General features: G+C 58.8%; 30 protein-coding genes. 21 read left to right on the forward strand and 9 right to left on the reverse strand.

Annotated elements, in window-relative coordinates:
• Positions 1–129, forward strand: a 129-nt coding sequence (locus tag U5782_RS32585) for an H-NS family nucleoid-associated regulatory protein (protein ID WP_322048072.1), incomplete at its 5' end; no start/stop codon positions are given.
• 152 nt (positions 130–281) lie between these two features.
• Here U5782_RS32585 and U5782_RS32590 read toward each other — a convergent pair.
• Together U5782_RS32590 and U5782_RS32595 are read right to left on the reverse strand one after the other, a co-directional pair.
• Complete coding sequence (locus U5782_RS32590; protein WP_322048000.1) at positions 282–623, reverse strand: H-NS family nucleoid-associated regulatory protein; 342 nt, start codon at positions 621–623, stop codon at positions 282–284.
• A gap of 631 nt (positions 624–1,254) precedes the next feature.
• Positions 1,255–2,145, reverse strand: coding sequence for an H-NS family nucleoid-associated regulatory protein (locus tag U5782_RS32595; RefSeq protein WP_322048001.1), 891 nt, complete (start codon positions 2,143–2,145; stop codon positions 1,255–1,257).
• Between the two features lie 1,084 nt (positions 2,146–3,229).
• Here U5782_RS32595 and U5782_RS32600 point away from each other — a divergent pair.
• From U5782_RS32600 to U5782_RS41685, 5 genes are all read left to right on the forward strand, one after another.
• Positions 3,230–3,514 carry a hypothetical protein gene (locus U5782_RS32600; protein WP_322048002.1) on the forward strand — a complete coding sequence of 95 codons (285 nt, stop codon included), beginning with the start codon at positions 3,230–3,232 and terminating at the stop codon, positions 3,512–3,514.
• A 108-nt stretch (positions 3,515–3,622) separates the two neighbouring features.
• A complete protein-coding gene (locus U5782_RS32605) occupies positions 3,623–3,838 on the forward strand; it encodes a hypothetical protein (protein WP_322048003.1) in 216 nt (71 codons plus the stop codon).
• Between the two features lie 187 nt (positions 3,839–4,025).
• Complete coding sequence (locus tag U5782_RS32610; RefSeq protein WP_322048004.1) at positions 4,026–4,373, forward strand: hypothetical protein; 348 nt, start codon at positions 4,026–4,028, stop codon at positions 4,371–4,373.
• Positions 4,374–4,647: 274 nt separating this feature from the next.
• On the forward strand, positions 4,648–4,830 hold the full coding sequence (locus U5782_RS41680; protein WP_415914443.1) for a helix-turn-helix domain-containing protein: 183 nt from the start codon (positions 4,648–4,650) through the stop codon (positions 4,828–4,830).
• Between the two features lie 108 nt (positions 4,831–4,938).
• Positions 4,939–5,160 carry a hypothetical protein gene (locus U5782_RS41685; RefSeq protein ID WP_415914444.1) on the forward strand — a complete coding sequence of 74 codons (222 nt, stop codon included), beginning with the start codon at positions 4,939–4,941 and terminating at the stop codon, positions 5,158–5,160.
• A gap of 35 nt (positions 5,161–5,195) precedes the next feature.
• Here U5782_RS41685 and U5782_RS32620 read toward each other — a convergent pair whose 3' ends face one another.
• Complete coding sequence (locus U5782_RS32620; RefSeq protein WP_322048073.1) at positions 5,196–5,504, reverse strand: H-NS histone family protein; 309 nt, start codon at positions 5,502–5,504, stop codon at positions 5,196–5,198.
• Between the two features lie 617 nt (positions 5,505–6,121).
• Between U5782_RS32620 and U5782_RS32625 the strand changes: the two genes are divergently transcribed.
• The 8 genes from U5782_RS32625 (at position 6,122) to U5782_RS32660 (ending at position 10,333) form a co-directional block, all read left to right on the forward strand.
• The gene (locus tag U5782_RS32625) at positions 6,122–6,334 is read left to right on the forward strand and encodes a hypothetical protein (RefSeq protein ID WP_322048005.1); all 213 of its coding nucleotides are present in this window, start codon (positions 6,122–6,124) and stop codon (positions 6,332–6,334) included.
• Between the two features lie 306 nt (positions 6,335–6,640).
• Positions 6,641–6,982: a hypothetical protein gene (locus U5782_RS32630; RefSeq protein WP_322048006.1), complete on the forward strand. Its 342-nt coding sequence runs from the start codon at positions 6,641–6,643 to the stop codon at positions 6,980–6,982.
• A gap of 147 nt (positions 6,983–7,129) precedes the next feature.
• Positions 7,130–7,327 (forward strand): hypothetical protein, encoded by a 198-nt coding sequence (locus U5782_RS32635; protein WP_322048007.1) that lies wholly within the window; start codon positions 7,130–7,132, stop codon positions 7,325–7,327.
• Positions 7,328–7,663: 336 nt separating this feature from the next.
• Positions 7,664–7,942, forward strand: coding sequence for a hypothetical protein (locus U5782_RS32640; RefSeq protein ID WP_322048008.1), 279 nt, complete (start codon positions 7,664–7,666; stop codon positions 7,940–7,942).
• Between the two features lie 244 nt (positions 7,943–8,186).
• Positions 8,187–8,552: an NUDIX domain-containing protein gene (locus U5782_RS32645; protein ID WP_322048009.1), complete on the forward strand. Its 366-nt coding sequence runs from the start codon at positions 8,187–8,189 to the stop codon at positions 8,550–8,552.
• Positions 8,553–8,581: 29 nt separating this feature from the next.
• Positions 8,582–8,902: a hypothetical protein gene (locus U5782_RS32650; protein ID WP_322048010.1), complete on the forward strand. Its 321-nt coding sequence runs from the start codon at positions 8,582–8,584 to the stop codon at positions 8,900–8,902.
• A gap of 122 nt (positions 8,903–9,024) precedes the next feature.
• Entirely contained in the window at positions 9,025–9,372 is a 348-nt protein-coding gene (locus U5782_RS32655) for a hypothetical protein (protein WP_322048011.1), read from the forward strand.
• 661 nt (positions 9,373–10,033) lie between these two features.
• Positions 10,034–10,333, forward strand: coding sequence for a flagellar transcriptional regulator FlhD (locus tag U5782_RS32660; RefSeq protein ID WP_322048012.1), 300 nt, complete (start codon positions 10,034–10,036; stop codon positions 10,331–10,333).
• 689 nt (positions 10,334–11,022) lie between these two features.
• Here the strand turns inward: U5782_RS32660 and U5782_RS32665 are convergent.
• Positions 11,023–11,544, reverse strand: a complete 522-nt coding sequence (locus tag U5782_RS32665) for a hypothetical protein (RefSeq protein WP_322048013.1) — start codon at positions 11,542–11,544, stop codon at positions 11,023–11,025.
• A 476-nt stretch (positions 11,545–12,020) separates the two neighbouring features.
• Between U5782_RS32665 and U5782_RS32670 the strand changes: the two genes are divergently transcribed.
• Both U5782_RS32670 and U5782_RS32675 read left to right on the forward strand, forming a co-directional pair.
• The gene (locus U5782_RS32670; RefSeq protein ID WP_322048014.1) at positions 12,021–12,698 is read left to right on the forward strand and encodes an MgtC/SapB family protein; all 678 of its coding nucleotides are present in this window, start codon (positions 12,021–12,023) and stop codon (positions 12,696–12,698) included.
• 14 nt (positions 12,699–12,712) lie between these two features.
• On the forward strand, positions 12,713–12,985 hold the full coding sequence (locus tag U5782_RS32675) for a hypothetical protein (RefSeq protein ID WP_322048015.1): 273 nt from the start codon (positions 12,713–12,715) through the stop codon (positions 12,983–12,985).
• Between the two features lie 373 nt (positions 12,986–13,358).
• Here U5782_RS32675 and U5782_RS32680 read toward each other — a convergent pair whose 3' ends face one another.
• Entirely contained in the window at positions 13,359–13,715 is a 357-nt protein-coding gene (locus tag U5782_RS32680; RefSeq protein ID WP_322048016.1) for a hypothetical protein, read from the reverse strand.
• 173 nt (positions 13,716–13,888) lie between these two features.
• On the opposite strand from U5782_RS32680, the gene U5782_RS32685 reads away from it, so the two are divergent.
• Positions 13,889–14,326, forward strand: coding sequence for an NUDIX hydrolase (locus U5782_RS32685; RefSeq protein ID WP_322048017.1), 438 nt, complete (start codon positions 13,889–13,891; stop codon positions 14,324–14,326).
• 48 nt (positions 14,327–14,374) lie between these two features.
• Here U5782_RS32685 and U5782_RS32690 read toward each other — a convergent pair whose 3' ends face one another.
• Complete coding sequence (locus U5782_RS32690) at positions 14,375–14,593, reverse strand: hypothetical protein (RefSeq protein WP_322048018.1); 219 nt, start codon at positions 14,591–14,593, stop codon at positions 14,375–14,377.
• A gap of 525 nt (positions 14,594–15,118) precedes the next feature.
• Between U5782_RS32690 and U5782_RS32695 the strand changes: the two genes are divergently transcribed.
• Positions 15,119–15,529: a helix-turn-helix domain-containing protein gene (locus U5782_RS32695; RefSeq protein ID WP_322048019.1), complete on the forward strand. Its 411-nt coding sequence runs from the start codon at positions 15,119–15,121 to the stop codon at positions 15,527–15,529.
• Between the two features lie 277 nt (positions 15,530–15,806).
• Here the strand turns inward: U5782_RS32695 and U5782_RS32700 are convergent, their stop codons facing one another.
• Positions 15,807–15,947 (reverse strand): hypothetical protein, encoded by a 141-nt coding sequence (locus tag U5782_RS32700; RefSeq protein WP_322048020.1) that lies wholly within the window; start codon positions 15,945–15,947, stop codon positions 15,807–15,809.
• Positions 15,948–16,243: 296 nt separating this feature from the next.
• Positions 16,244–16,702, reverse strand: a complete 459-nt coding sequence (locus tag U5782_RS32705) for an Lrp/AsnC family transcriptional regulator (RefSeq protein ID WP_322048021.1) — start codon at positions 16,700–16,702, stop codon at positions 16,244–16,246.
• Between the two features lie 124 nt (positions 16,703–16,826).
• Between U5782_RS32705 and U5782_RS32710 the strand changes: the two genes are divergently transcribed.
• Together U5782_RS32710 and U5782_RS32715 are read left to right on the forward strand one after the other, a co-directional pair.
• Positions 16,827–17,357, forward strand: a complete 531-nt coding sequence (locus tag U5782_RS32710; protein ID WP_322048022.1) for an RBBP9/YdeN family alpha/beta hydrolase — start codon at positions 16,827–16,829, stop codon at positions 17,355–17,357.
• A 516-nt stretch (positions 17,358–17,873) separates the two neighbouring features.
• Entirely contained in the window at positions 17,874–18,206 is a 333-nt protein-coding gene (locus U5782_RS32715) for an antibiotic biosynthesis monooxygenase family protein (protein ID WP_322048023.1), read from the forward strand.
• Between the two features lie 224 nt (positions 18,207–18,430).
• Here the strand turns inward: U5782_RS32715 and U5782_RS32720 are convergent, their stop codons facing one another.
• Complete coding sequence (locus U5782_RS32720) at positions 18,431–19,477, reverse strand: LysR family transcriptional regulator (RefSeq protein WP_322048024.1); 1,047 nt, start codon at positions 19,475–19,477, stop codon at positions 18,431–18,433.
• Here U5782_RS32720 and U5782_RS32725 point away from each other — a divergent pair.
• Positions 19,476–19,874: a cupin domain-containing protein gene (locus U5782_RS32725; RefSeq protein WP_322048025.1), complete on the forward strand. Its 399-nt coding sequence runs from the start codon at positions 19,476–19,478 to the stop codon at positions 19,872–19,874. The genes U5782_RS32720 and U5782_RS32725 overlap by 2 nt on opposite strands.
• The last annotated feature ends 295 nt before the right edge of the window (positions 19,875–20,169 follow it).

The following is a 20,169-nucleotide window of genomic DNA, read 5'->3' on the forward strand; positions in this document are numbered from 1 at the left end:
AGCACTGCAGGGGCTTCACCCGCGAAATACCAGGATCCGAAATCCGGCGCCACGTGGTCGGGCCGGGGACGGGCGCCTGACTGGATCAAAGGAGCGAAGAACCGGGACCGGTTCCTTATCCCGTCCTGACGACTCGGCTCAGGTTTGCGCGAACAGGCAACTTAGAGCGCCGCGTGCGCTCCATCCCAGCCATTCGTTCCCGCAGAAAGCGGCTGCGTCCCGATCAGGCAGACATCTGCGCAAAGCGGGGTTAAGAAGCCAATACGACCTTGTCTGCTCGTTCAGGGAATCTGATGATGCTCTGGCTTTACGGTTGCGAGTCGACTACCCGCAAATGGATCGTCGCGCCAGTCTACGCCAGTACGTCCGCTCGTTGGGACTTCTGCTGCTCTGGCCACCGCAAAGTGCTCGGGCGATTGTCCAGCGCTGGTTGCATTCACGATCCATTGCGGTGCGGCACCCTGGCCATCCCAGCCATTGCCAAAGGCGTCGCGATATCTCACGGAGTTGAGTCGAAGCTGGTCTTCGGCGATTGAGGCTGCAATGGCCTCTGGTGTGATATCGAATTCGGCCATCCTGCGTTGCAGGTAGGCCACGATGCTATCTCGCTTTCTTTCATCCATCCCGGTTATCTCCACTCGCTACGTGGTTTTCAGATTGAACCCGTGCAAGTCGTGTGCCACCAGAATATCATAGGGCACTTAACGTCTGTGCTGTCCAGACACATCAAGAGGATCTGTCGAGCGTTTCGAGCGTTTCGAGAGTGCGAGGGCATACCCGCACTCTCTGCTCACAGGTTTCAGTGTAATTCGCTGGTCGATAGGAATTTACGGAGTCCGCGATCGACTGAATATGGATATCCCGCATGCGAATCTCGCTGCTCACTGAAGTTCCCACGGTCACTGCTTCGAGAGCAAAGGCAGTATAAGTGTCTGCCGAATGACAAGTGACCGGTGGTTTGGTGAACGTTCACTCTGCAGTCGATACTCTACCCCGCATCGACGGAATGTTCTCGCTGCCGACAATAGCAGATGCGCTATCCCAGGCGGTGTGCCAAAAGAAAAAGCCGCCGAGTCTGTTGGGGGACTCGGCGGCCTGGAACACAGGGCGCGTCGCTGGCACTCTGTGAATCCGGATCTGGGGAAAGCGGAAGAGATTCAAAAGTAGCTGGCGGGTCTGAGTACGTCCAGGTTCTGAAACTCGCAGTAACGACCGGCACCAGAGGCGTCCCGCAACTGCGGGACGCGGAGTCTCTTATGCGGTTGCCGTCGACAGATCAGTTGCCTGCACGGCATTTTGGCTGGGCGCAGACGCGGTCGTCGTGTCCTGCACCTGAGCATTTGCAGCGGCGGCTTTTTTCGTCGGGGCCTTGCGGGCAGTCGTCGCTTTCTTGGCCGGGGTGGCCTTCCTGGTCGCGCTCGCCTTCTTCGGGGCAGTCGCTTCTTTCGCGGTGCTTACTGCCTTAACCGGTGCGGCCTTTTTCGCCGTGGTCGCCTTCCTGGCCGGAGCGGCTTTCTTCGCGGCACCGGCCTTTTTGACAGGCGCTGCCTTCTTTGCAGCAGTTGCCTGTTTGGCAGGCGCCGCTTTCTTTGTTGCCGCGGCGTTCCTTGCCGTTGCAGTTTTTTTCGCGGCAGGGGCTTCGACAGTCTTGCTATCAGCGTCTGCGATCAGGAAGCGCGTGCGGTCTTTCGCATTCGCAATCCAGGCCGGAGCACGGCCGCGACCGCTCCAGGTCCCGCCAGATTTCGGATCGCGATAGAGCGCTGGCTGCGGACCGCGCTTGTAGTTTCCGGTACGCTTCCCTTCAGTTTTCACGGGTGCGGCGGCCTGGGTGGCACCTTCAACGAGGAACTTGCTTCGATCCTTCGCGCCGGCAATCCACTGCGGCGCGCGGCCATGGCCCGACCACGTCGCGCCACTCTTCGGATCGCGGTACTTCGCAACCGATGCGGTGCCGACAGCCTTCGCAGCTTTGCCGCCGCGACGCTTGCCTACGTGAGCGTCGACGTCGGCAACACTGATACCGTGCTTGTCCATCAAGTCACGAATCTTGTTCAAGACGACCGTCGACTTGGTGACGACAAGTGCTTCTGCCTGAGCCTGAAGCTTCGCAATCTTTGCCTGAATGGAATCGAGCGTGGCCATTGTTTTTGTTTCCCTGAAGTTGGTTTGACGAACTATGCCATAACGCGCATTTGAATTGTTCAAATGTAGTCATTTGCCGTGTGAAATGATCAATTCATGGATTTCCAACTGTTTCCATCCTCGCGATCCGTTGCATGCCAACGTTTAGAGAAGCTATCGATTCATGACTGAGTTTTGAGGGGCTGGTCTTTCACGCTTTGATGACATCCGATGGAAGTGAACGGGTTACTTATCTTTTTGCGCATCTCTCACGAATTGGGATCAAGGGTTTCTCCGCGTCACGACTTGATGTCACTGCATCGTGCTCGAATCATGCATGACGACGTGCAGGCGGGTCGCGGTCAGGCTTATCGATTTAGATGCCATCGCGACGTTCGGATTCCACTGGCGCGTGTGCGGGACGCGGCCCCGCGCGCGTTGGTAGCGATGCGCACAGCGCGCGTCACGGCTATCGCAATTCGTCGGTGAGTCTTGCGAAAGTTCACAACACAACGAAGGCCGCCGGCGACGAGATCCGGCGCGTTCGTCTGATCGTCGCGAGAGCGTCGTGCGCCAGCAAAAAATGCATCTAACGGTCTGCCACATCCTTGCCCCGTAGACGCCTCACGGCGGCACTCTGTAGTCAAGACTGCCTCAAATGTGGCCCCATTAATGCGGTTGCTATCCGGGGGCGCTTGTCCGAAAAATGTGTACAAATTGCGGACAGGGGGGAAGCCATTGGCTGTAGGTCATTGATCCAGCTTGACGCCGGCCTGCTCGCAGGATTGAGAGCGGCACGCATGCCGGCGGATTCTTCCCGCGCAGGTCCATGCGATGGGTCGCACAAATCGCATCAGTGCTGTCACGCGGAAGGCGCATTGCGTCGTGCCAATCGTCGTCGGTATGATCTGCCCGCGAGCGACCACTTGCGGGGAAATCGGACAGCGCGCCAGGTTCGCGCCGTTATCGAGCGGACGGCTATGGCCACCAGCGATGACGGATAGGGAGAGCCGGATTCGCGTCGTTTGATTGATGTGCCAGAAGAACCTGATTATGCGAAACGTAGAACACGGATGACGAAACCGGAGAGAAGATCGGCGCGGTGGTGGCTAAGCTTGTACAGCAGATCATCGAGCTCGGGCTGACCTGGGAAGAAGCCGTGGCCGCATTTGGTCTGGCCGCCAGAGCGGCTGCGCAGACGGCCACAAGTGCTGGGGCAGATGGCGGTAAAGACTGTGTTTCGATTGCGCGCCAGCAATTGATGGAGGCGTTTGAGATCGATGTGCGGGTCATCGTCACGACGAACCAGTCTGAAGGTGCCGGAGAGGAGGCGGACGACAATCCCCTGCTGGCGACCGCGCTACGCCGGCACGGTAGCAAGCTGCACTGATCTGGAGAAAACCGGCTCGGTGGAGCTGGCGTGTGTCCAGACCGACGTAGGGTTACGGAAGTTGCTGCTGGAACTACGCGTCAAGTCGGTCCCGAAGGAGGGTGAAGGATGACGCGAGCCGGAAAAGTGCTGTATGTCTACAGATGCGCCGAATGTGGCCACCGCGGCGAGCAGCGCCTCGACGGCGATTCGCATGACGGCGAGACCTCGGCCTGCTCCTTCTGCGGCGCGCCAGTCTCGCTCGAATGGGACGGTGGCGTCACGTTCGATACGCCGAACTCGATCGCGGATGAAGCCAATGCACGAGCCCGGGCGCAAAAGTAACGAACTGGGAACAGCAACCATCGACCTTTGCAGACGATTCAAGCGCTCAGGAATCACGACCGATAACCATGTTGTCGGCGGTCTGCGGTGACGCGCAGGCTCTGAAGGGGGGCGCACTACGTCCTGAACCTTCGCTATCTACAGGCCACCGAAAAATCATAACGAGGCCGAAAGGGAGAGGTCAGGCATGAAGGTCTACGCTGGTGCGCTCGCGCTGCTGGGCTGGCTGGCGCAACGTGAAAGTGCGTCAGTCAGTGAGATTACGGCCTCGGGATTGATGGGCTCACGTGAAGCTTCAGACGTCATCCGTTACGCACTACGCAATGGGGCGGTCGCACGGGCAAACGGTGCGGCTCAACGAGGCGCCGTGCGCTACCGGTCGACCGGTGTTTCACTGCCCGAGCCACGCTCCTCGACAGTCGAAGCTTCGTTTGATGCCCTGTTGCGCGCATGGGGCATCGCTCAGGAGCCGCCGCAGCTGCGCGTACTCGAGGCCCGTGTCTACCTGATCCCGGATACGCGGCAGGAACGCTGAGCACTTCGGCCGTCGTGTTGACGGATGTGGGGCTGTCATGGCCCGGCCGACAGGTCAGCGTGCTCCGGACTTCAGAAGCGGCACATATTGATGTTCACGCTGCCATTTGTCGCGTCTGAAAGCGCCGGCGACCCGGTTTCCTTGCCGGAAAGGTCTGTCGACCCAGCACTGGGCCGACCTGGCTGCCTCGTTGCAACGGGGAGTCGCCTGTTTGCACTCGCTATGACAAAATGTCCCGTGTTATCGGAGACAAGTGCGACATTTTGCTTGATCGGTGAGGCATGCGGACCTTGCTTACGCGCTGGCTCGCCTTGGCTGGACCCAGGTCACCTTTGCGGAATATGCCGGATACGACCGGCGAACAGTTGGACGGTGGATCAGCGGCGAATCGCCGATCCCGCTGCTCGTAGAAAGACATGTCGACCTGCTGATCGCGATTCGCGACCGGATGCCTTGAGCGGCATGGGTAACACGTCCCCATGGCTGGGTACCCATGTCACGATGCGGTTGAATCACTTCTCTCGGGCATCATGGATCGGCCCCAGTGCAAGCACACTGATTTCGCATGAGGTTCAGCCTGCTGCTGAGCGAAGAGGCGACGCGCCTGCTCGCTGCAATGGGCGCAGAGGTGCACACGTTTAACGAGGGTGGACTGGCATACCCGGCGGTGCGCCAGACACACCCTAAGGTGGTTGGGTTGCGCGATCTCGTGCTGTGCGGCGATTTGCCGTTGAAACTCCCCCCACTAGATCAATTTTGCACGCACCTCAACAGTTGCAGAAAGTGAGGAGCCCCGCATTGTGGGAGTTCCTGGGCGGTATTTCAGCCAATGACGAATTGGGTCCGGTCCTTGCCCGCGATCCAGGCAGGGGGCTTGCCGCGCCCGCTCCACGTTGCCCCTGAGTCTGGGTCGCGGTACTTGGCTGCGACAGGGCCACGAGCGACACCGGCACCGGAGCCGCGCGGGGCGCCACGGCTAGCACGCGTGAACTGGACTTCTTCATGCAGATCGTATTCATCGACAAGCTGCCGGATCTGTTCCAGCGCGTTCGCCACTTCCTCTTCCCGGACTGCCGCAATCTGCGCTTCCAGTTCGGCGCGCTGCGCCAGCAAAGCCTGGTATTGGGACATAACCTTTTCGGCAGGCACCGCTGCCCTGGAGTTATCGAAAAGTGTCTCTGCCTGTTCTACTGCATTCTTCTTCGCGGTTGCCATGGTCTTTTCCGGGAGTGGAAGTTTATGAACCCCGCAATGCGGGGTTCCGGGGTTTAACTGGTCACAAAAATGAAACTGCGGTTCCCGACACTGAAGCTCACCGAGGGCATTGCTCGGGCTCGGCCTACGTGGCAGCGCGGCTGAGAGGTACGAAAGCGCCGCGGCTGGCCCCGTGTGTGAGCTTACGCGATGACCATCGCAATTGTTGCCGCTGGCACGTGCGCTTGTTCAGGAACGGGTTGATCGCTGACCCAGCCATATCAGCCGAGCCCGCTTCATCGTCTATTCGAAGGTGACAAAACTATTGCGCGTCCCGGAAGCACTGTCCGGTGTGCACTTGCAAGCAACGATGTGAGCAGGATGCCTGAAGTAACAGCATTATTGTCAAAACAGTGACAGTTTCAAAGCGTTCTTCGCCTGATGACGCTTCGTGACCAGCATTATTGGGTCAATTGACAGCTGGATAGGGGATAGATCTGACTGACCTGATCAGCAAGGCTAAAGTTTGGTGTTTCCGCGCCGAAAATCCACTCATGAGACAAGATGAACGACAAGAAGATCGCAGCGTCCCGTTACTTAATGAGGCGTGGGCTGTGGCGGCCAGTATCCGCACAATCCGGCGGGCGCAAGGCAAGAGAATGCTGGAAGACTGCTCGCCAGAAAGTCCTGAATACCTGGAAGTCCTGGAGGAATTTGCCCGGGATCTCTGCAATGTGCTGGGATTCCCGATCAACGCAACGAGCTAAAACGATAACAGCGGGTGAACACCGCTCTTTTTCATCAGCGCGCCAGTCTTGACTCTCTAAGATCATGACTATGCAAATTCAGGCATGACTCGCGAATCACGAGAGGGATTCCGGCAATCTGCAATGGCGCCAATTGGGGGAATTCCTGGGAACATTGCGCCTGTAGTGCCGATTTAACAAAGTTAGAATGTGTGCTCTAGATGGGTTGGGCAGATTTCGCGAGTCGATTGTTTGGCTTGGGAGCTGACTGACTATTGGCCGCTGTGGCAGCGGCCTACCCGTTGGTTATCTTGACGGATTCATATAATGAGCACTACTGATAAAAAATCACTTGCCACCCCGATTGCCCTCGCAGCCCTCTTTCCCTTCGCACCTGGTCAACTGGTCAGGAGCGTTGGCGATCTCGCACAACTGAACCTTGCGGCTTATTCAGCGCTGCTGGCTGGTAAAGGAGCGCGTGCCGACAGTGAGCAAGCCATCGGCGTGTCATGCCTCTCGCTCTGGGATCCTGCCAGTGTCGTCGGCGCGCTCGTCTCACAGTATTCAGTGCAGACGAGTTTCTGGCTGGATGTCGCGATGCAGGCTATGACAATGTTCAGTCCGCCGGTCCTTGCAGACCACGCTGGCATGTTGGCAACCCGCGAGTGAGCGCGGGTCTTGACTGCAGTTTAGTGACCGGCCCCGACGCGAAAAAGGTTCAGTCGTCCAGGACAGCTTGACTGTCCGGCGCAGCAGCTATGTAGTCGCGTCCTTCCTTGCGATTTGCGGTGCGTTTATGACTTCATGAGACACAGCATGCTGAGTCCCCACGAGATTGCCACGCTGATCCTGGTCAAAGGCGCGACGGAGCGCATGGACGACACACGCATTGAGCTAGTGGCGCTTCGTGCGCTCAACCTGATCGCGATTGATCAGCGCGATACCGGTGTATCCGTGGTCAGGGTAACACCGCGCGGCGACGCGCTGCTGCGTGCAATCGCACGTGTGTCCTGAGTCCGGCCACATTCAACGCGACCCGCATGCGCGCGTACTACATTTGCGTTTCGCTCTGCCGGGAGGAGAAGGCAGATCCAGTGATGCGGCGGAGGCGAGTATGGACGAGACCTGGGTGGGTATGGCGGTGGGCACCCTTGTGCTCGTGATCGCAGCGGTTGGCGTTGCGGCACACTACCGGCGTGAGAGACGTCGTGCTGAGGTCCTTCGTCGCTTTGACCTCCACGAGTAGCGGCAAAGGCGTGGCCAGCGCCTCTGAAACTTTAAAGGACATCCTGATGCGGCTAGGTTGTGGCTTCGTCAGAAAATTTCAGACAGCAAGGAAGGGAAGTAGACGTGGGTTACGATTCTGGAGAGAGTGAGCTGATGCACATTGGCAAGGTGCTTGGCCATCTCGAATACTCAGCTGAAAGCCGGCGTGCGCTCGAAGGTGAAGCGATCGCGGATCTGAACTATTGGCGCGCGCGTGTTCGCGATGTCCTGGCGAAGCCTCATCTGCCAATCCATATCGAGAAGCAGGCTAAAGCGTTGCTTGCCCGCATCGACCGTCTTGAGACTGATACGCCGGGCGCGCCATCACGGGCGGGGCAGGCTTCGCGCTCATCGCCGCGCTGATGCCAGCGATTGAGATGCCGAGTGGAACGTCGACGGCCCGCGCAGCACTACTCGCCCTTCATGAGCGCGTGACGCGAAACAACGGCCGATTGTGAATAAACAGGCTCGGCGCGCGGCGTTGCTTCGCCATAGCGAATGGCGGGACAGAGATCCGGCCGCCCGTTGGCTGTGTTTCGAAGTCGTGCTCGAGATATTTCGTACGTGTGTGCAAGCCTTAAAATATGAAAGAGCGTGCTTCAGTCGTATGCTGGAGAAACGACGGATCCTGCTTGTGGAACGGCGGCGGGGCCGCTGGTCGCTCCCGGGAGGCACGATCCGTCGGCATGAATCGCCTGTCGACGCAGCGCGGTGCGAACTTGTTGAGGGGGCAACGTTGGCGGACGTCGAACCCGGCTATCTGTTCCAGCTTGGCGGATTCAACAAATGCCATCAGGTAATTTGTCGGTCTTGCAGAAGGCGTAAAGCCTCAGATGAAAAACGGGATCGACGGTGCCGCTGGTTTCGTCCGCGCAGGATCCGCACACTCATGGCGAGCTTCCGGCTCGTGCAATGGTTGAGCTGCTGTATGGTCAATGGCCAGCGACCGGGAAGCGGGTTGCGGGCGGGTTGAATCGAATGGAAGAGTAAGGAAGTCGCAGTATGGATGACGAGATCAGGGACAGGATCGGTCGGGTGGCGGGACAACTGGTTCGACAGATGCTGGAGCTTGGACTGTCGTGGGAGGAAGCCGTCTGCGCGTTTGGCCTTGCTGCCCGGGCCTCGGCCCAACTGGCGGCAAGCGCGGGCGGGATGGATGCCGACGGGTGCATGGCGACTGCACGGGAGCGGTTCGATGATGCCTTTGCCCAGGATGTACGCGTCGTCGTCACTACAGTTGACGTCAATGAGAGCGCGTCAGGTGAAGACAGCAATCCACTACTGGTGACCGCGAGACGACGTCAATCCGGAAAGCTACACTGACTTAACCGTGTGATCAGACTTCGCCGCTGGAAGGCGGGTCCCGCAAACCCAAGGTGCGGACCGTTCATTGCGCGTCGCGCTGCAAAGGCATTGGCACTACCGTGCTGACGGAGAGGGAGACTATGGACGGAGAGACAAGGGCCGAACTGTTGTCTTTCCTCGTGGTGGGGGAGCTTCTCGCGTACGCGCGCAGTGGTGCCTGGCTGCGAACCGATCATCTGATTGAGTCGTGCCAGATGTGGTTATCTTCCAATGGTGCGCGTTGCGATTGGCTCGAACGCGCGAAGCTGATCGACATCGCGCAGGAGCTGGCGCAAGACGTCCACGCCCTGCCACTTCCCCACGACGAAGCGGATCTGATCAAGTTGTTCAATCTCGAGGGCGGTTGGTTTCTTGACTATCGCTCCCCAATCGTGCGGCAAATTCATACATTGAGCCTGGCACGCCTTGGCGTTGCAGGCGAACCGTGACGGCAGACTGCGTCGCCCACACAGCCTAGAGCTCCGCCGTCCTGGCGACGACGGTTATCGCTGGCTGCGGGATGCGTAGTGGCCTTCGACTGCCATCGACCGGGCGTATTCTCAGACGTGTCCCTTTCGGCGGTCTCGCCGCGGCTCCTGGCCATCCAGGGGGATGCCGGCTCGTTGTAGCACAGTGTACGAAGCATGTGTGTGAGGATGACGCGGCGTGCAGATTTTGAAATCACACGGTTTTTTTAAGACACCGGAGTGATTGATCCGATTATGCAATTCAACTAATTCTGTGCATCGAAATGGGTAGAATTCGTGAAAAAATATAATAAGGAATGCGAGTCGATTAGTATGGATTCGTCGACGCAGGTCAAATCAGTCTATAGATCCGAAGCGGTGGAGTCGTTGTGTTGACGCAGAGATCCGCGCCCAGTCTGGTTCGCCAAAGTGAAGGTTTCTCCACGTGGGGTGTGGTCACCGCTGCGATCTGGTGGTCTGAAGCTTGACCGGAAGAACGCAGTTAGATTAATCTCAAAACAGAAGTCATCAGTAAAAATCTCTATTCATCTGAACTCAATCAGAAAGCATCAAAGAGATGTGTGTGAATGAATCGTGTAGTGCGACCAGTGTAGCCGCTGGCATCTGGATATAAAAACACGGAATGATGAAATCGTTCGACTCGCATGAAAGCATTCGCGACATCAATCTCGCTTTTCTCATGCTCGTACAACGCATGTTGATCGAGGACAGGGCGCAGGGTCTGGCCAGACTCGCGATGGCTCCAGAGATAGCCGATTACCTTGTCGGCCTGTCTCCCTCCCAGATTGGGACGCTCGCATCGAACGAACATTTGCTGTGCGTATTTCGCTTCGACGACCAGAAGATGCTGGCTGCGCTCGCGCAGCGGTCGAATATCGAGTCAATCATGTTGACTCGTGCTGACTCAAATGTGGTCGGGTAAAGCACGCAATTCGCAGGGGGAGCGTGAACTTTTTGTGAGCTTGCATTCAGGGTTGCCTGGATCTGGCCAGCGAACCCAGGACGGTGACATCGGCAGATCGGTGACGTAACGGCTCCAGGGGACGTTGCCATTTGTGGTCGGGCGTTGCACCCGACTGAGGGCGAACGTTGACTGACCGGAACGTCCCATAAACGCATTGCTGGCTTTCAGATGGCGGAAGCGACGTCCGAAAGCCGTCTCGCCTTGAGCTTTGACACTTCGACTGCCAGTTGAACTCGTTCACGTGTGCGAGAACTACAACCCGGCAAGCGCTCCCACAGTCTGCGGGGCAGACCGGAACGTGTCTTGCGATGCCTCAACGACCCCAGTTTCGCGCCTCTGGAGTCTGCGCGGACGCCTCAGGTCAGGAATCCACCTCGAAATCGAATGTACGGACTGATGTTAGTGATTTATCGTTGCGCCAATTAATCAGACATATTTCTCGCGAAGTGTTGGCTGCAACGATTTAGCGCCGTTGATGCAAATCGCGCGCTCCATTACCGTCCTGCCACGCCGTCAACAATGAGCGGCGATACGCTTGAACCTGAGAGACCAACCAGGGCCCGCCACTTCGCCTGCTGCCTGAAGCGGTTAGCGAAGTGGCGAGGCGCATTTCCAGTCCCTCGCGCGCGACGCGCGCTACGCGGCCTTTACGCGTGGGACGATGCGACCTGGTGCGTAGCCGGCGCGGTAGCGCGATGCGTATACGCAAGTGCGGCGGACGGTTCCGTCTGCCCGGTCTTTTCGTTGGCGACCCTGGCCATCAGGTGGTCCAGGTAATCACTGGCCTTCGCAAAAACCTCAAGGCGAACCGCTCCAAGCATACGGTCGTACTCATTGACCACATCTCTCAGGCCAGCGATGAGCTTGTCCGATAGCACACCCCAGACCCCGGTTTCGTCGAAGTTGATCAATGCCTGCGCCAGTTCCACCTCGACCGCATTGACATGCCCGGGGGGGAGTTTCGCGTAGCCCGCGCGCGCTACGTATCCGGTGAGAATGCACACCTGGGCGAAATGATTGATCAGCCCCCGGTCAATATCGCCGCGCAGGGCGCGCTCCAGAAGCAGGCGCGTGCGCAGGATCAGGTCCGACGCCCGGTCGCGGGCCATGGGGAGCAGCATGGCCTTTGAACGTCCGGCAGGCAGGCGTGAGGATGGTTTGTTGGGCATGGGGCGTCGGAATTGAACGGGGTGCCTCGCGAGGTGGGGGCGCCGCCGCGGGTTTCAAGAGAAAACGTCGTACCCGCTAGCCATCATTCTTCTGATGGGCCATTCGCTTCCGTCCAGCAAGTGCATCCCCGATCTGATGATCCTGTCTGGATGCCAGGCAGGTGCCCCAAAGCCGATCGCTCGTGCGAGGAAAGGGCCGAGTTTGCGCCCACGCACTCATGTGTTCCGTGCGAATCCCGAGACCGGCCTTCGCTCGACCCGTGGTAGAGCACGTACGTCCGGTAAATTCCGTTGCTGCTTTGAGGCCGGAAGCGAGCATCTGGCTACTGACGCTTCTGTGTGAGCCATTCTCGGTGGCGTTTTCGGCGCAACGTTCGAAGAGAAACACCGGCGCGCTGCGCGTATGTCACAAAAATGTCACAATGCCGCCCTTGCTACAGGTTCGCGCTCAGCGCGCACTGTTCCGAGGGTGAAAGATGATATGGAATTTTGAACTGCTGTCGCGACTGCTGATGGCGGCGCTGCCCGGCAGCGTGACTGGTTTTGAGCGCGAGCGACTGAACTGGGCGGCAGGTCTGCGCACGCACATGCTGGTGTGTGTCGGCGCTGCACTGATGATGCTCGTATCGGCATTCGGGTTCGCCGACGTGCTCGGGGAGCCAAACGTCGTGCTCGATCCTTCACGGGTTGCCGCCCAGGTAGTCTCCGGGATTGGTTTTCTGGGCGCGGGATCTATCCTGCTGCGTGGCGAGGTCGTGCGTGGTTTGACGACCGCTGCGAGCCTGTGGTCGGTTGCGGGGATCGGACTTGCCGTGGGCGGCGGCATGTACACCGCAGCGATGGGTGCCACTGTCATTATCGTAATCATCCTGGCTGGCGTGAAACCGCTGGAACGCCGCTTTATTTCCGTTCGGCAACAGCGCAGCATACAGCTGCTGGCTGAGCGGGGGAGTGTGTCGCTCGACTCCGTCCATCAGGCACTGGGGAGCGGGAGCGTGCGCGTCAAGCAGCTCATCGTGCAGCAGTCTGAAGACGACGCAGATCTGGACGACGTGCAGATTGCGCTCTCACGTGTCACGACGAACGAATTTGCGGCGATCTGTTCGCGTCCCGGAAGCATGCCGGGCGTCCGCGCGTGCCGCCATGAAAAATAAGGCGGGAGACAACCATGACTCGCATCTATGAACATGAGGGATATACCCTCGAGGTATCCGTAGAGGCCGATTTGGCCATCGGTGCAAAACGGCTCGCGCAGCGGCGCCCGGGCTATATCGCGGTCGTCAGAATCTTTCAGGCGTCCAGTCCGCTCTCTCCACTTTCTCCCCTGCGCTTTGGCGAGGCCGGCGGCCGACCTTTCACAACTGAAGCCGATGCTCTGATGGGCGGCTACAGCGCTGCGCGCAATCTCATCGATGATGTGTTCTGCCACGAGGCGCGCTGACCGCTGCGGAAGGCCGGGTTAATAGAACCCACTGTCATGGTCCTTTCCTCCGCTCACATCCCGACGTGATGCGGAGTGGCTATCTGTGCGCTAGCGCACAGATAGCCTGTCATCCAGCGGATCTATATTCGTGGGGGGCTGCCCGCCGTGCCGGTGGGCAGCGACAGGAATGTACCTGAGGAGGCAAATATGAACGGATCCTTGCTGGGTACGGCTGTTGGAATGCTGGTGCTGGCGATTGCCGCTTACGGTGTTATGGCGCACTACCGTCGCGAGCGTCGGCGCGCCGACCTTCTCCGTCATCTGGATCATCACGACTGGTGTCGCTGGACGCGAACGCGTCATTGAACGTTCACGCGGCCAGCAGGCCCGCTCAGGGCCTGTCCGCGCGGTCGTCGCCGCCATTGCGGCCTGATGCTTCTCGTGTGCTGTCAGGACCACGATGCATGAAGAGGCGTTGCGCATGACGGGCGCACTGGCGCAGGTCATCGCGCACGTACCATGGCCACCATGCGAGATGCCATAAGTGCAGGAAGGCGCCACGAATTCCGTAGCGCCATCGGCGAGGAATGCCTTCCGTGGGGAACTGGTCAAGGCTCCGGTAGCCCAGGCAGCAGACGCCCACTGTCATCCAGATCACGGCGATGATGCAGGTTGGGATAGACAGCACACAGGCAAGTGCAAAGATGCCCGAAGGTGCGCAGATTTCCACAGGCGAGCGGGTTTTCATCTCTTTTTCTCCCCGGCACAATGCGATAGCCGCTGCGCCGATTGTCTCTCTGGCGCGGCGGGCGCGAGCGTTGCTCCCCGTACCTTGGCGCCTGGCGCTGCACCGAGGTTTACTTCCCTGAGCAACGTTCAATTCGTCTGAAAAATATAGCAGCTACAACGAAATCCGGAAGCATGAAAGAGAGAGCAACCGCCGTTTGCTGGCAGCGAGAAAAAATCCTCCTTGTCGAAAGGGGACAGTCTCGATGGTCACTACCGGGTGGCACGATCTGGCGCGGCGAAACTCCCCTGGAAGCAGTCCATCGGGAACTTGGCGAAGAGACCGCGCTTGAGGGTTACAGGCTCGACTATCTGTTCCAGTTCGGTAGACTGAACAAATGCCATCACGTGTTTTTCTGCGTCTTGCCGGACGACGCACGACCGCATCCATGCAATGAAATTTCGCGCTGCCGGTGGTTTCGGCCTCGCAAGGTCGCGACACTGCCCGCTAGTGTGCCGACGCGGGAAATCGTTGCGCTTCTGTTTGATCCGGACGGCATGCCATCGAGCCTGGACTTTGGGCGATGGAACGCGCGAGCGACTGACGCTATTTTGGTCGAACCCGCGCCTTAGCGACGACGATGGACATCATCGTATGTTTAGAGCAGGCGTCATCTTCTTTTATCGACGTCTTTGCGAAAGCTCGTGCGCCGCATAGATCGTCGAGATAACACCGATCAGAATGGCCGTGACAGCAAATGATCGCCCCGTCTGTTCTGCCGCCGGGGTGTTGATCCCATGGCACCACAACGTAATACCAGTCATTGACAGAAGCAGGCCGAAAACGAGCAACCAGATAGAGGCCGTCGAACGCGCCTGGAGTTTATGGGAGAGTTTCATGTCTCGTTCCCCGACCAATGATGACCGCCGCTGTATTCACAGCCTGATTCCCCATATTCGGTAGCGTAAGCGGCAGGTCTCGCGTCAACAAGTTGAGCAAAAATGTTTCGCGCGCTTCGTGTCCTGAAAGCAACACAAACCATCGCGCTCATCACCCCGAGTCGCGCGGTTCACGACCAGGTTGCGGCCTTGTCCGTTCCGCTGTCCTTCGTGGCCAGGTTGCGAGATGCCGCGCATCGGGTGCCACCGCTTCAGGCAAACTTCGTTGCTTGCGCATCGAAATGATGAAAGCAGGATTGTGAATTTTTAACGTGATGTACGCGACAGACGTTGCCCAGGTTTTGACGCTGTCTGTGCCGGTGCGGTGTTTGATATGCCAGCGGGGGAGTGCATTCGCCATCTGAGCGGGGTGCCATCCGCCGGAACAGGGGCCGGTGTAAGACTGAGATCGAATTCGATTCAGTCCTGATGGTGTCATCGAAGAAAACGAGAGATCATCGGCGAAGGTTCAGGGAGGGAGTGCCCATGAGCGCCAACGACAAACGAGACGGGTCCCGCTGGTCGGGGCGCCGTGAGCATGCAGCGCGGATGCTGGCTGCCGGGAAGAGCATCGCACATGTCGCCGCGACACTGGATTTAAGCGCAGCGACAGCACGACGATATGCGAGCGCATTTACAGAGGGGGGCGCGCAAGCCCTGGCGCAGATGGGTGACGTCGGGCGCAGACCGCGTCTCACCGCTGAGGACCTCGCACGCGTGATTCACTCAATTCGGCAGCGCCCTGACAGGGTTGGCCTTGCGGGGGATTGCTGGACAAACACAATGGTCCAGCGGTTTATCGAGCGGGAATTCCAGATCTGCTATTCCTATTCCCATATCAACCGCCTGATTCGCGATTATGGGCTTCAGCATTGGATACGCCAAGGGGCAGGGTGATCCTTCTGCGCTCTGGATCAGGTTTAAGGTCTACGTTTGCTTCGCAAGGTTGAGGCAGCGGGTCCGGTGGGCGGGGATGCAAAAGCCGACGTGCGCTTTTTGTGGCGTGTCTCTCGTGTCTCTGAGGGGCAATGGCGCTATGCCATTGCCGGCAGATGCGCCGTGACCATCAGTGCTCGCTGTACGCCTCGCCAACCGACGTGGTCGAGTAATTTGCCGCGCTGTGCTCAACAGGACGGTGGCCATGAAGTTCCACGGCCACGAGATCGATGGCAGTTCAATGGCAACGCTTTTCCCAATGATGATGCACGCGCACCTTGTGGCATACGGGGTGATGATGGTGGTCGTAGGCGTATGCAGGAGCGATTGCTGCGAGCATCGAGACGGACGCCATGGTGGCGAGAATGATCTTTTTCATATCTGTGGTATCCCGTTTGTGGAGGAGGGCAAGGCACGATGTCTTGCCTCAATCGCTCTAACGCACGAGCGAAGCGCCGCGATGACAATGTAGGGAATAACCACAGGTATGCGGATCGCTCGCAGATTCATACTTTGTACGAGGGGCAGCCACCTACAGATCCGGAAAATGCCATCGTAATGTCAAATTCAAGCGGCGCAGAAGGCGCTGATCGTTTGACCGGTAGAAGGGCAGCCGTTCCGCGTATGGGTGAAATCGACCCTCAGCAGACACTCGCCTCTCTCCATAGCAGCCGTTCAAAGTAGCGAGCCGCGGATTGTCTTCGGGGGATAACTTGCCAGCACGACAGCCGTGGTGACCGGCCCGAACTTCGCCAGCGTGTCGATCGCCACCTCCAGTTGCGTCATGTCTTCGACCACAATCCGCACCATGAAGCAGTCTTCGCCTGTGATGCGATGCGCCTCAATGATTTCGGGCATTGCTTCGAAGGCACTCAGGCAATGTTTGATCTGGGCATGCGTGGTCCTGATCCGGACGATGGCGGCAATCCCACGGCCTACGAGACCGGGATTGATCCGCGCCGCGTAACCCTCGATTACTCCATGCTCCTCAAGTCGTTTTATACGGACAGTGACGGCTGGCTGCGAAAGTCCGATCTGCTTGCCAAGTTCGGTGTTGCTAATGCGCGCGTTGCTCTGAAGCGCCTCTAATATTCGCCAATCCAGCCGGTCCAACGTTATCTGCTTAGGTTTCATTTGCGCGTTCGGGCAATTTCCGTTAATTCGACCGGTTGAGGCCATTAATTCATTCGATTTGCGATGTTGCCAGAATTCGCGCGCTCTTACACTTGAGACTCATTCAATGATGGAGAGCTAGCAGATGGTCTACCCCGTGTTCGTTGTTCCCGGTATTGGGAATTCCGGTCCACTGCACTGGCAAAGCGTGTGGGAGGCATCGCATCCCGACTGGCGGCGACTCGTCGTCGAAGACTGGGATCAGGTTGCATGCGACGATTGGGTATCCGCAATCGAACATCAGTTGGCGCAAAGCGACGACGACACGCTCATCGTGGCGCACAGCCTGGGATGCCTCGCGGTGGCGCATTGGGCGAGCCGATATTCGCCCCGAATTCGCGGAGCGCTGCTCGTCGCGGTGCTGGACCCTTGCGCATCGGCGTTTCCCGCGGCGGCTGCAACTGGATTTGCTCCTTTGCCATCGAAACAGCTACCTTTTCCCACCGTCGTTGTGTCGAGTTCCAACGACCCGTATGGCAGCATAGAGCACGCAGGACGCTGCGCGAAAGCGTGGGGCAGCAAGCTTGTCGAAGTTGGAGGGAAAGGACATCTCAATGCAGACAGCAACCTTGGCGATTGGCCTGAAGGATTCAGACTGCTGCAATCGCTGGGCTAGAAAGATTGTTGCGATGAAATCGTGCCTCGATGATGAGATTGTCGAAGATCTCCAGTACGAGGCGGAATGACCGATCGTGGCCGCAGGCGGGCTCTTGGGTCTTGCATCGCAACGCGAGTGATGCGCGTGATCGGCCCGGAGCGACCCGTCACGGTCGGCCGAGGGTCGATTGAGTGTCCGATGACATGACGGAAACGCGTGTTCTGCGAGCCTCCATGCATCAGCAGGTCTTCAACTCCGCTGAACCTCAGAGGCCGGCGTACGGGCAGATTTGAGCATCGCCTCCAGCAGAGTTGACGAATCGCGAACGTGTGCGGTACCGTAAGGGCATGCAACGCAAACTCATCCTTTTCGTGACCAACATCACAACGACGACCATCGGTGACGGTGGGACGTCTTGGATACGCACGTAGTATTTGTGGTTGCATATCTCTAAGGCCCCGCCGGCAAACGACGGGGCCTTTTGCGTTTACGCCGCTTCGTCTTCCGTCGGCATTACTTCAGCACGGAGTCGTTATGAGCAACTTAGACCTTCACAATCGCAAGAATGAACTAGAGGTGATGCTTGTTATCTCGATTCAAACCCGGCCAGGAATGCGCCACGAGCAGATCGCGGCTTTCGAAAAGCTAGCTCCGGTTGTGCGTAGCGAACCAGGATGTATTCAGTATGATCTCCATGCTGTCGTCGATGATGACGACCGTTTCGTGTTGATCGAGCGCTGGGCTTCGGCCGGAGCGTTAGCCGCACACGAAGTGACGCCTCACATGATTGCTGCTGATGCTCATAGCCCGAGCTTCAGAGCAGCTCCCGCCCGAGTCGTAGGCCTCTCGGCAGATAGCATTGCGTAGGCACGATAGGCGTCTCTATAGCGCACGGGATAGTACACATGAAACTCGACCTGGCAGCTAGCTGAGTTATTGTCCATTGTTGAACGGAATTGCGACCGCTTCTGGGCGCGAAGCGGTCGCTCCATGATATGGGCGAACCGGTTGCGCGAGTGACGCATTTTGGCCGCACTGAGTCCATTCCTTTCTGGACGGCACATGGTGCGCCCGCATCGTCAGCAGGCACTTCAAGGCGCCACCGTGAGTTGTTCCAGTGCGTCGTCTAGGTACCGCGCAAATGCACGCACGCGCGCGTTCATGTCGCCGCGCGACGGATAAACCAGGTAAAGGCCCTGCGCGACGGCAGGCAATGGGGCGTCAATCTTGACCAGCGTGCCCGCGGCCAGCGCGTCCGCGCACAGATGCTCGGGCAGCATCGCCACGCCAGCACCACGTATCGCCAACTGTTTGAGCAGCCCGAAACTGTTGGCCTTGACGCTTGAATAAGCGTCCCCAGTGCGATTCGTACCCGTGGCGAAGGAGAGCGAGGAGTGTGAGGGGAACGAGCCGGACCCTATCGTATTGCGCCCAGGCGCTTTGCCGTCGGAGCGAGTATTTGTCCCCGCTTGTCGCGTGAGCCATGCCGGACTAGCGAACGACGCCATACGGAAACCGCCGATTCGCCGCGCAACTGCGCCGTTGCCGCCCGGTTTGCCGCCGCGTATTGCAAGATCGAACCTGTCACTGACGAAATCCACGATGTCGTTGCTGGCGTGCACCTCCACGCGTACGCGCGCGTGCGCGCCGAGAAATGCCGCGATGGCATCGGCGAGAACGGTGTCAGGGAAATCTAGCGGCACACTCAGGCGGATGGTGCCGGATAACGTCGCGCCTTCAGCGAGTCCGTGGTGTTCGGCTTCGCGCAACGTCGCAATGGCACCGCCGACACTTGCGTACCAGATCTCACCGTCCTCGGTCAGCGCGAGTTGTCGCGTCGAACGCCGCAGTAGCCGCACGCCGAGCCGTGTCTCCAGTGCGGCCACGCGCGCACTCACGGTCGAGCGGGGCAGGCCCAGTTCGCGGGCAGCGGCGGCGAACGAGCCGCTGTCCACGACGGCTACAAAGGCGACAGAGCCATTGATATCCATTGTCCATCTCGTTGGCAGGAGTCGCCATTCTAACGGTCTTATCGGGCGCGACTCGCGGGCGCAGACTAGCGCTTTCTCAACACGCTTTGCGACGCTCATGAAAACCGCCATCGTTACGCCATCCGCTGTCCTTTCTTTCTCTAACATGACGACCCGCGTGATCGCGGGTACGGCCGACGCCGACCCCGCCATCACCGACGCTCCGTATACCGTCATGGAGATGCGCATTGGGACGGGCGGTGGCGCCCCTGCGCATCGCTCGCTCGACGAAGACAAGACGTTTGTCGTGCACGAAGGCACGCTCGAATTCCTGATCTGCGAAACCGTTCAACGGGTGTCAGCAGGTGCTGTGGTCACGGTCGCGCCCGGGGACGTACACGGCTTCATCAACCGCGAGACTGCCGACGTCCGCATGCTGCTGGTCGCTGCGCCGGCGCGTCACGATGCATTCTTTCGCGCGATGGCGGCGTTGCCTGTGCCGCACGATGTCGAGGCGGTGCGCCGCATCTGCGCGAGGTATCGGCAAGTGATTGTGGGGATGTGAACAACGGATATCCGAACGGAGTTCTTTGCTGATCTGTGTCCCTTTACAACGACAGTGCAGTTTCAACGAGCTCGACCACCATGAGCTGCTGGTCGAGCAATCTGGCGTCGTTGAGTGCCAGGTTGAAGGTTTCGGTGACCTTGCGCGATTTTCCGGAGTTGCCAACGATTCAGGAGACGTCAGCGTGTGACTGATTTTGGCCGCACGCGGACTCATGCGTTTTGCATCGTCAGGCGAGTGGTTGCGCACGACCGGCTCGGTGCGACCCGAAAGGGACCTCCATGCCTCTCTGTAG

This window comes from Paraburkholderia sp. J67 (assembly GCF_905220265.1).
Lineage (GTDB): Bacteria > Pseudomonadota > Gammaproteobacteria > Burkholderiales > Burkholderiaceae > Paraburkholderia.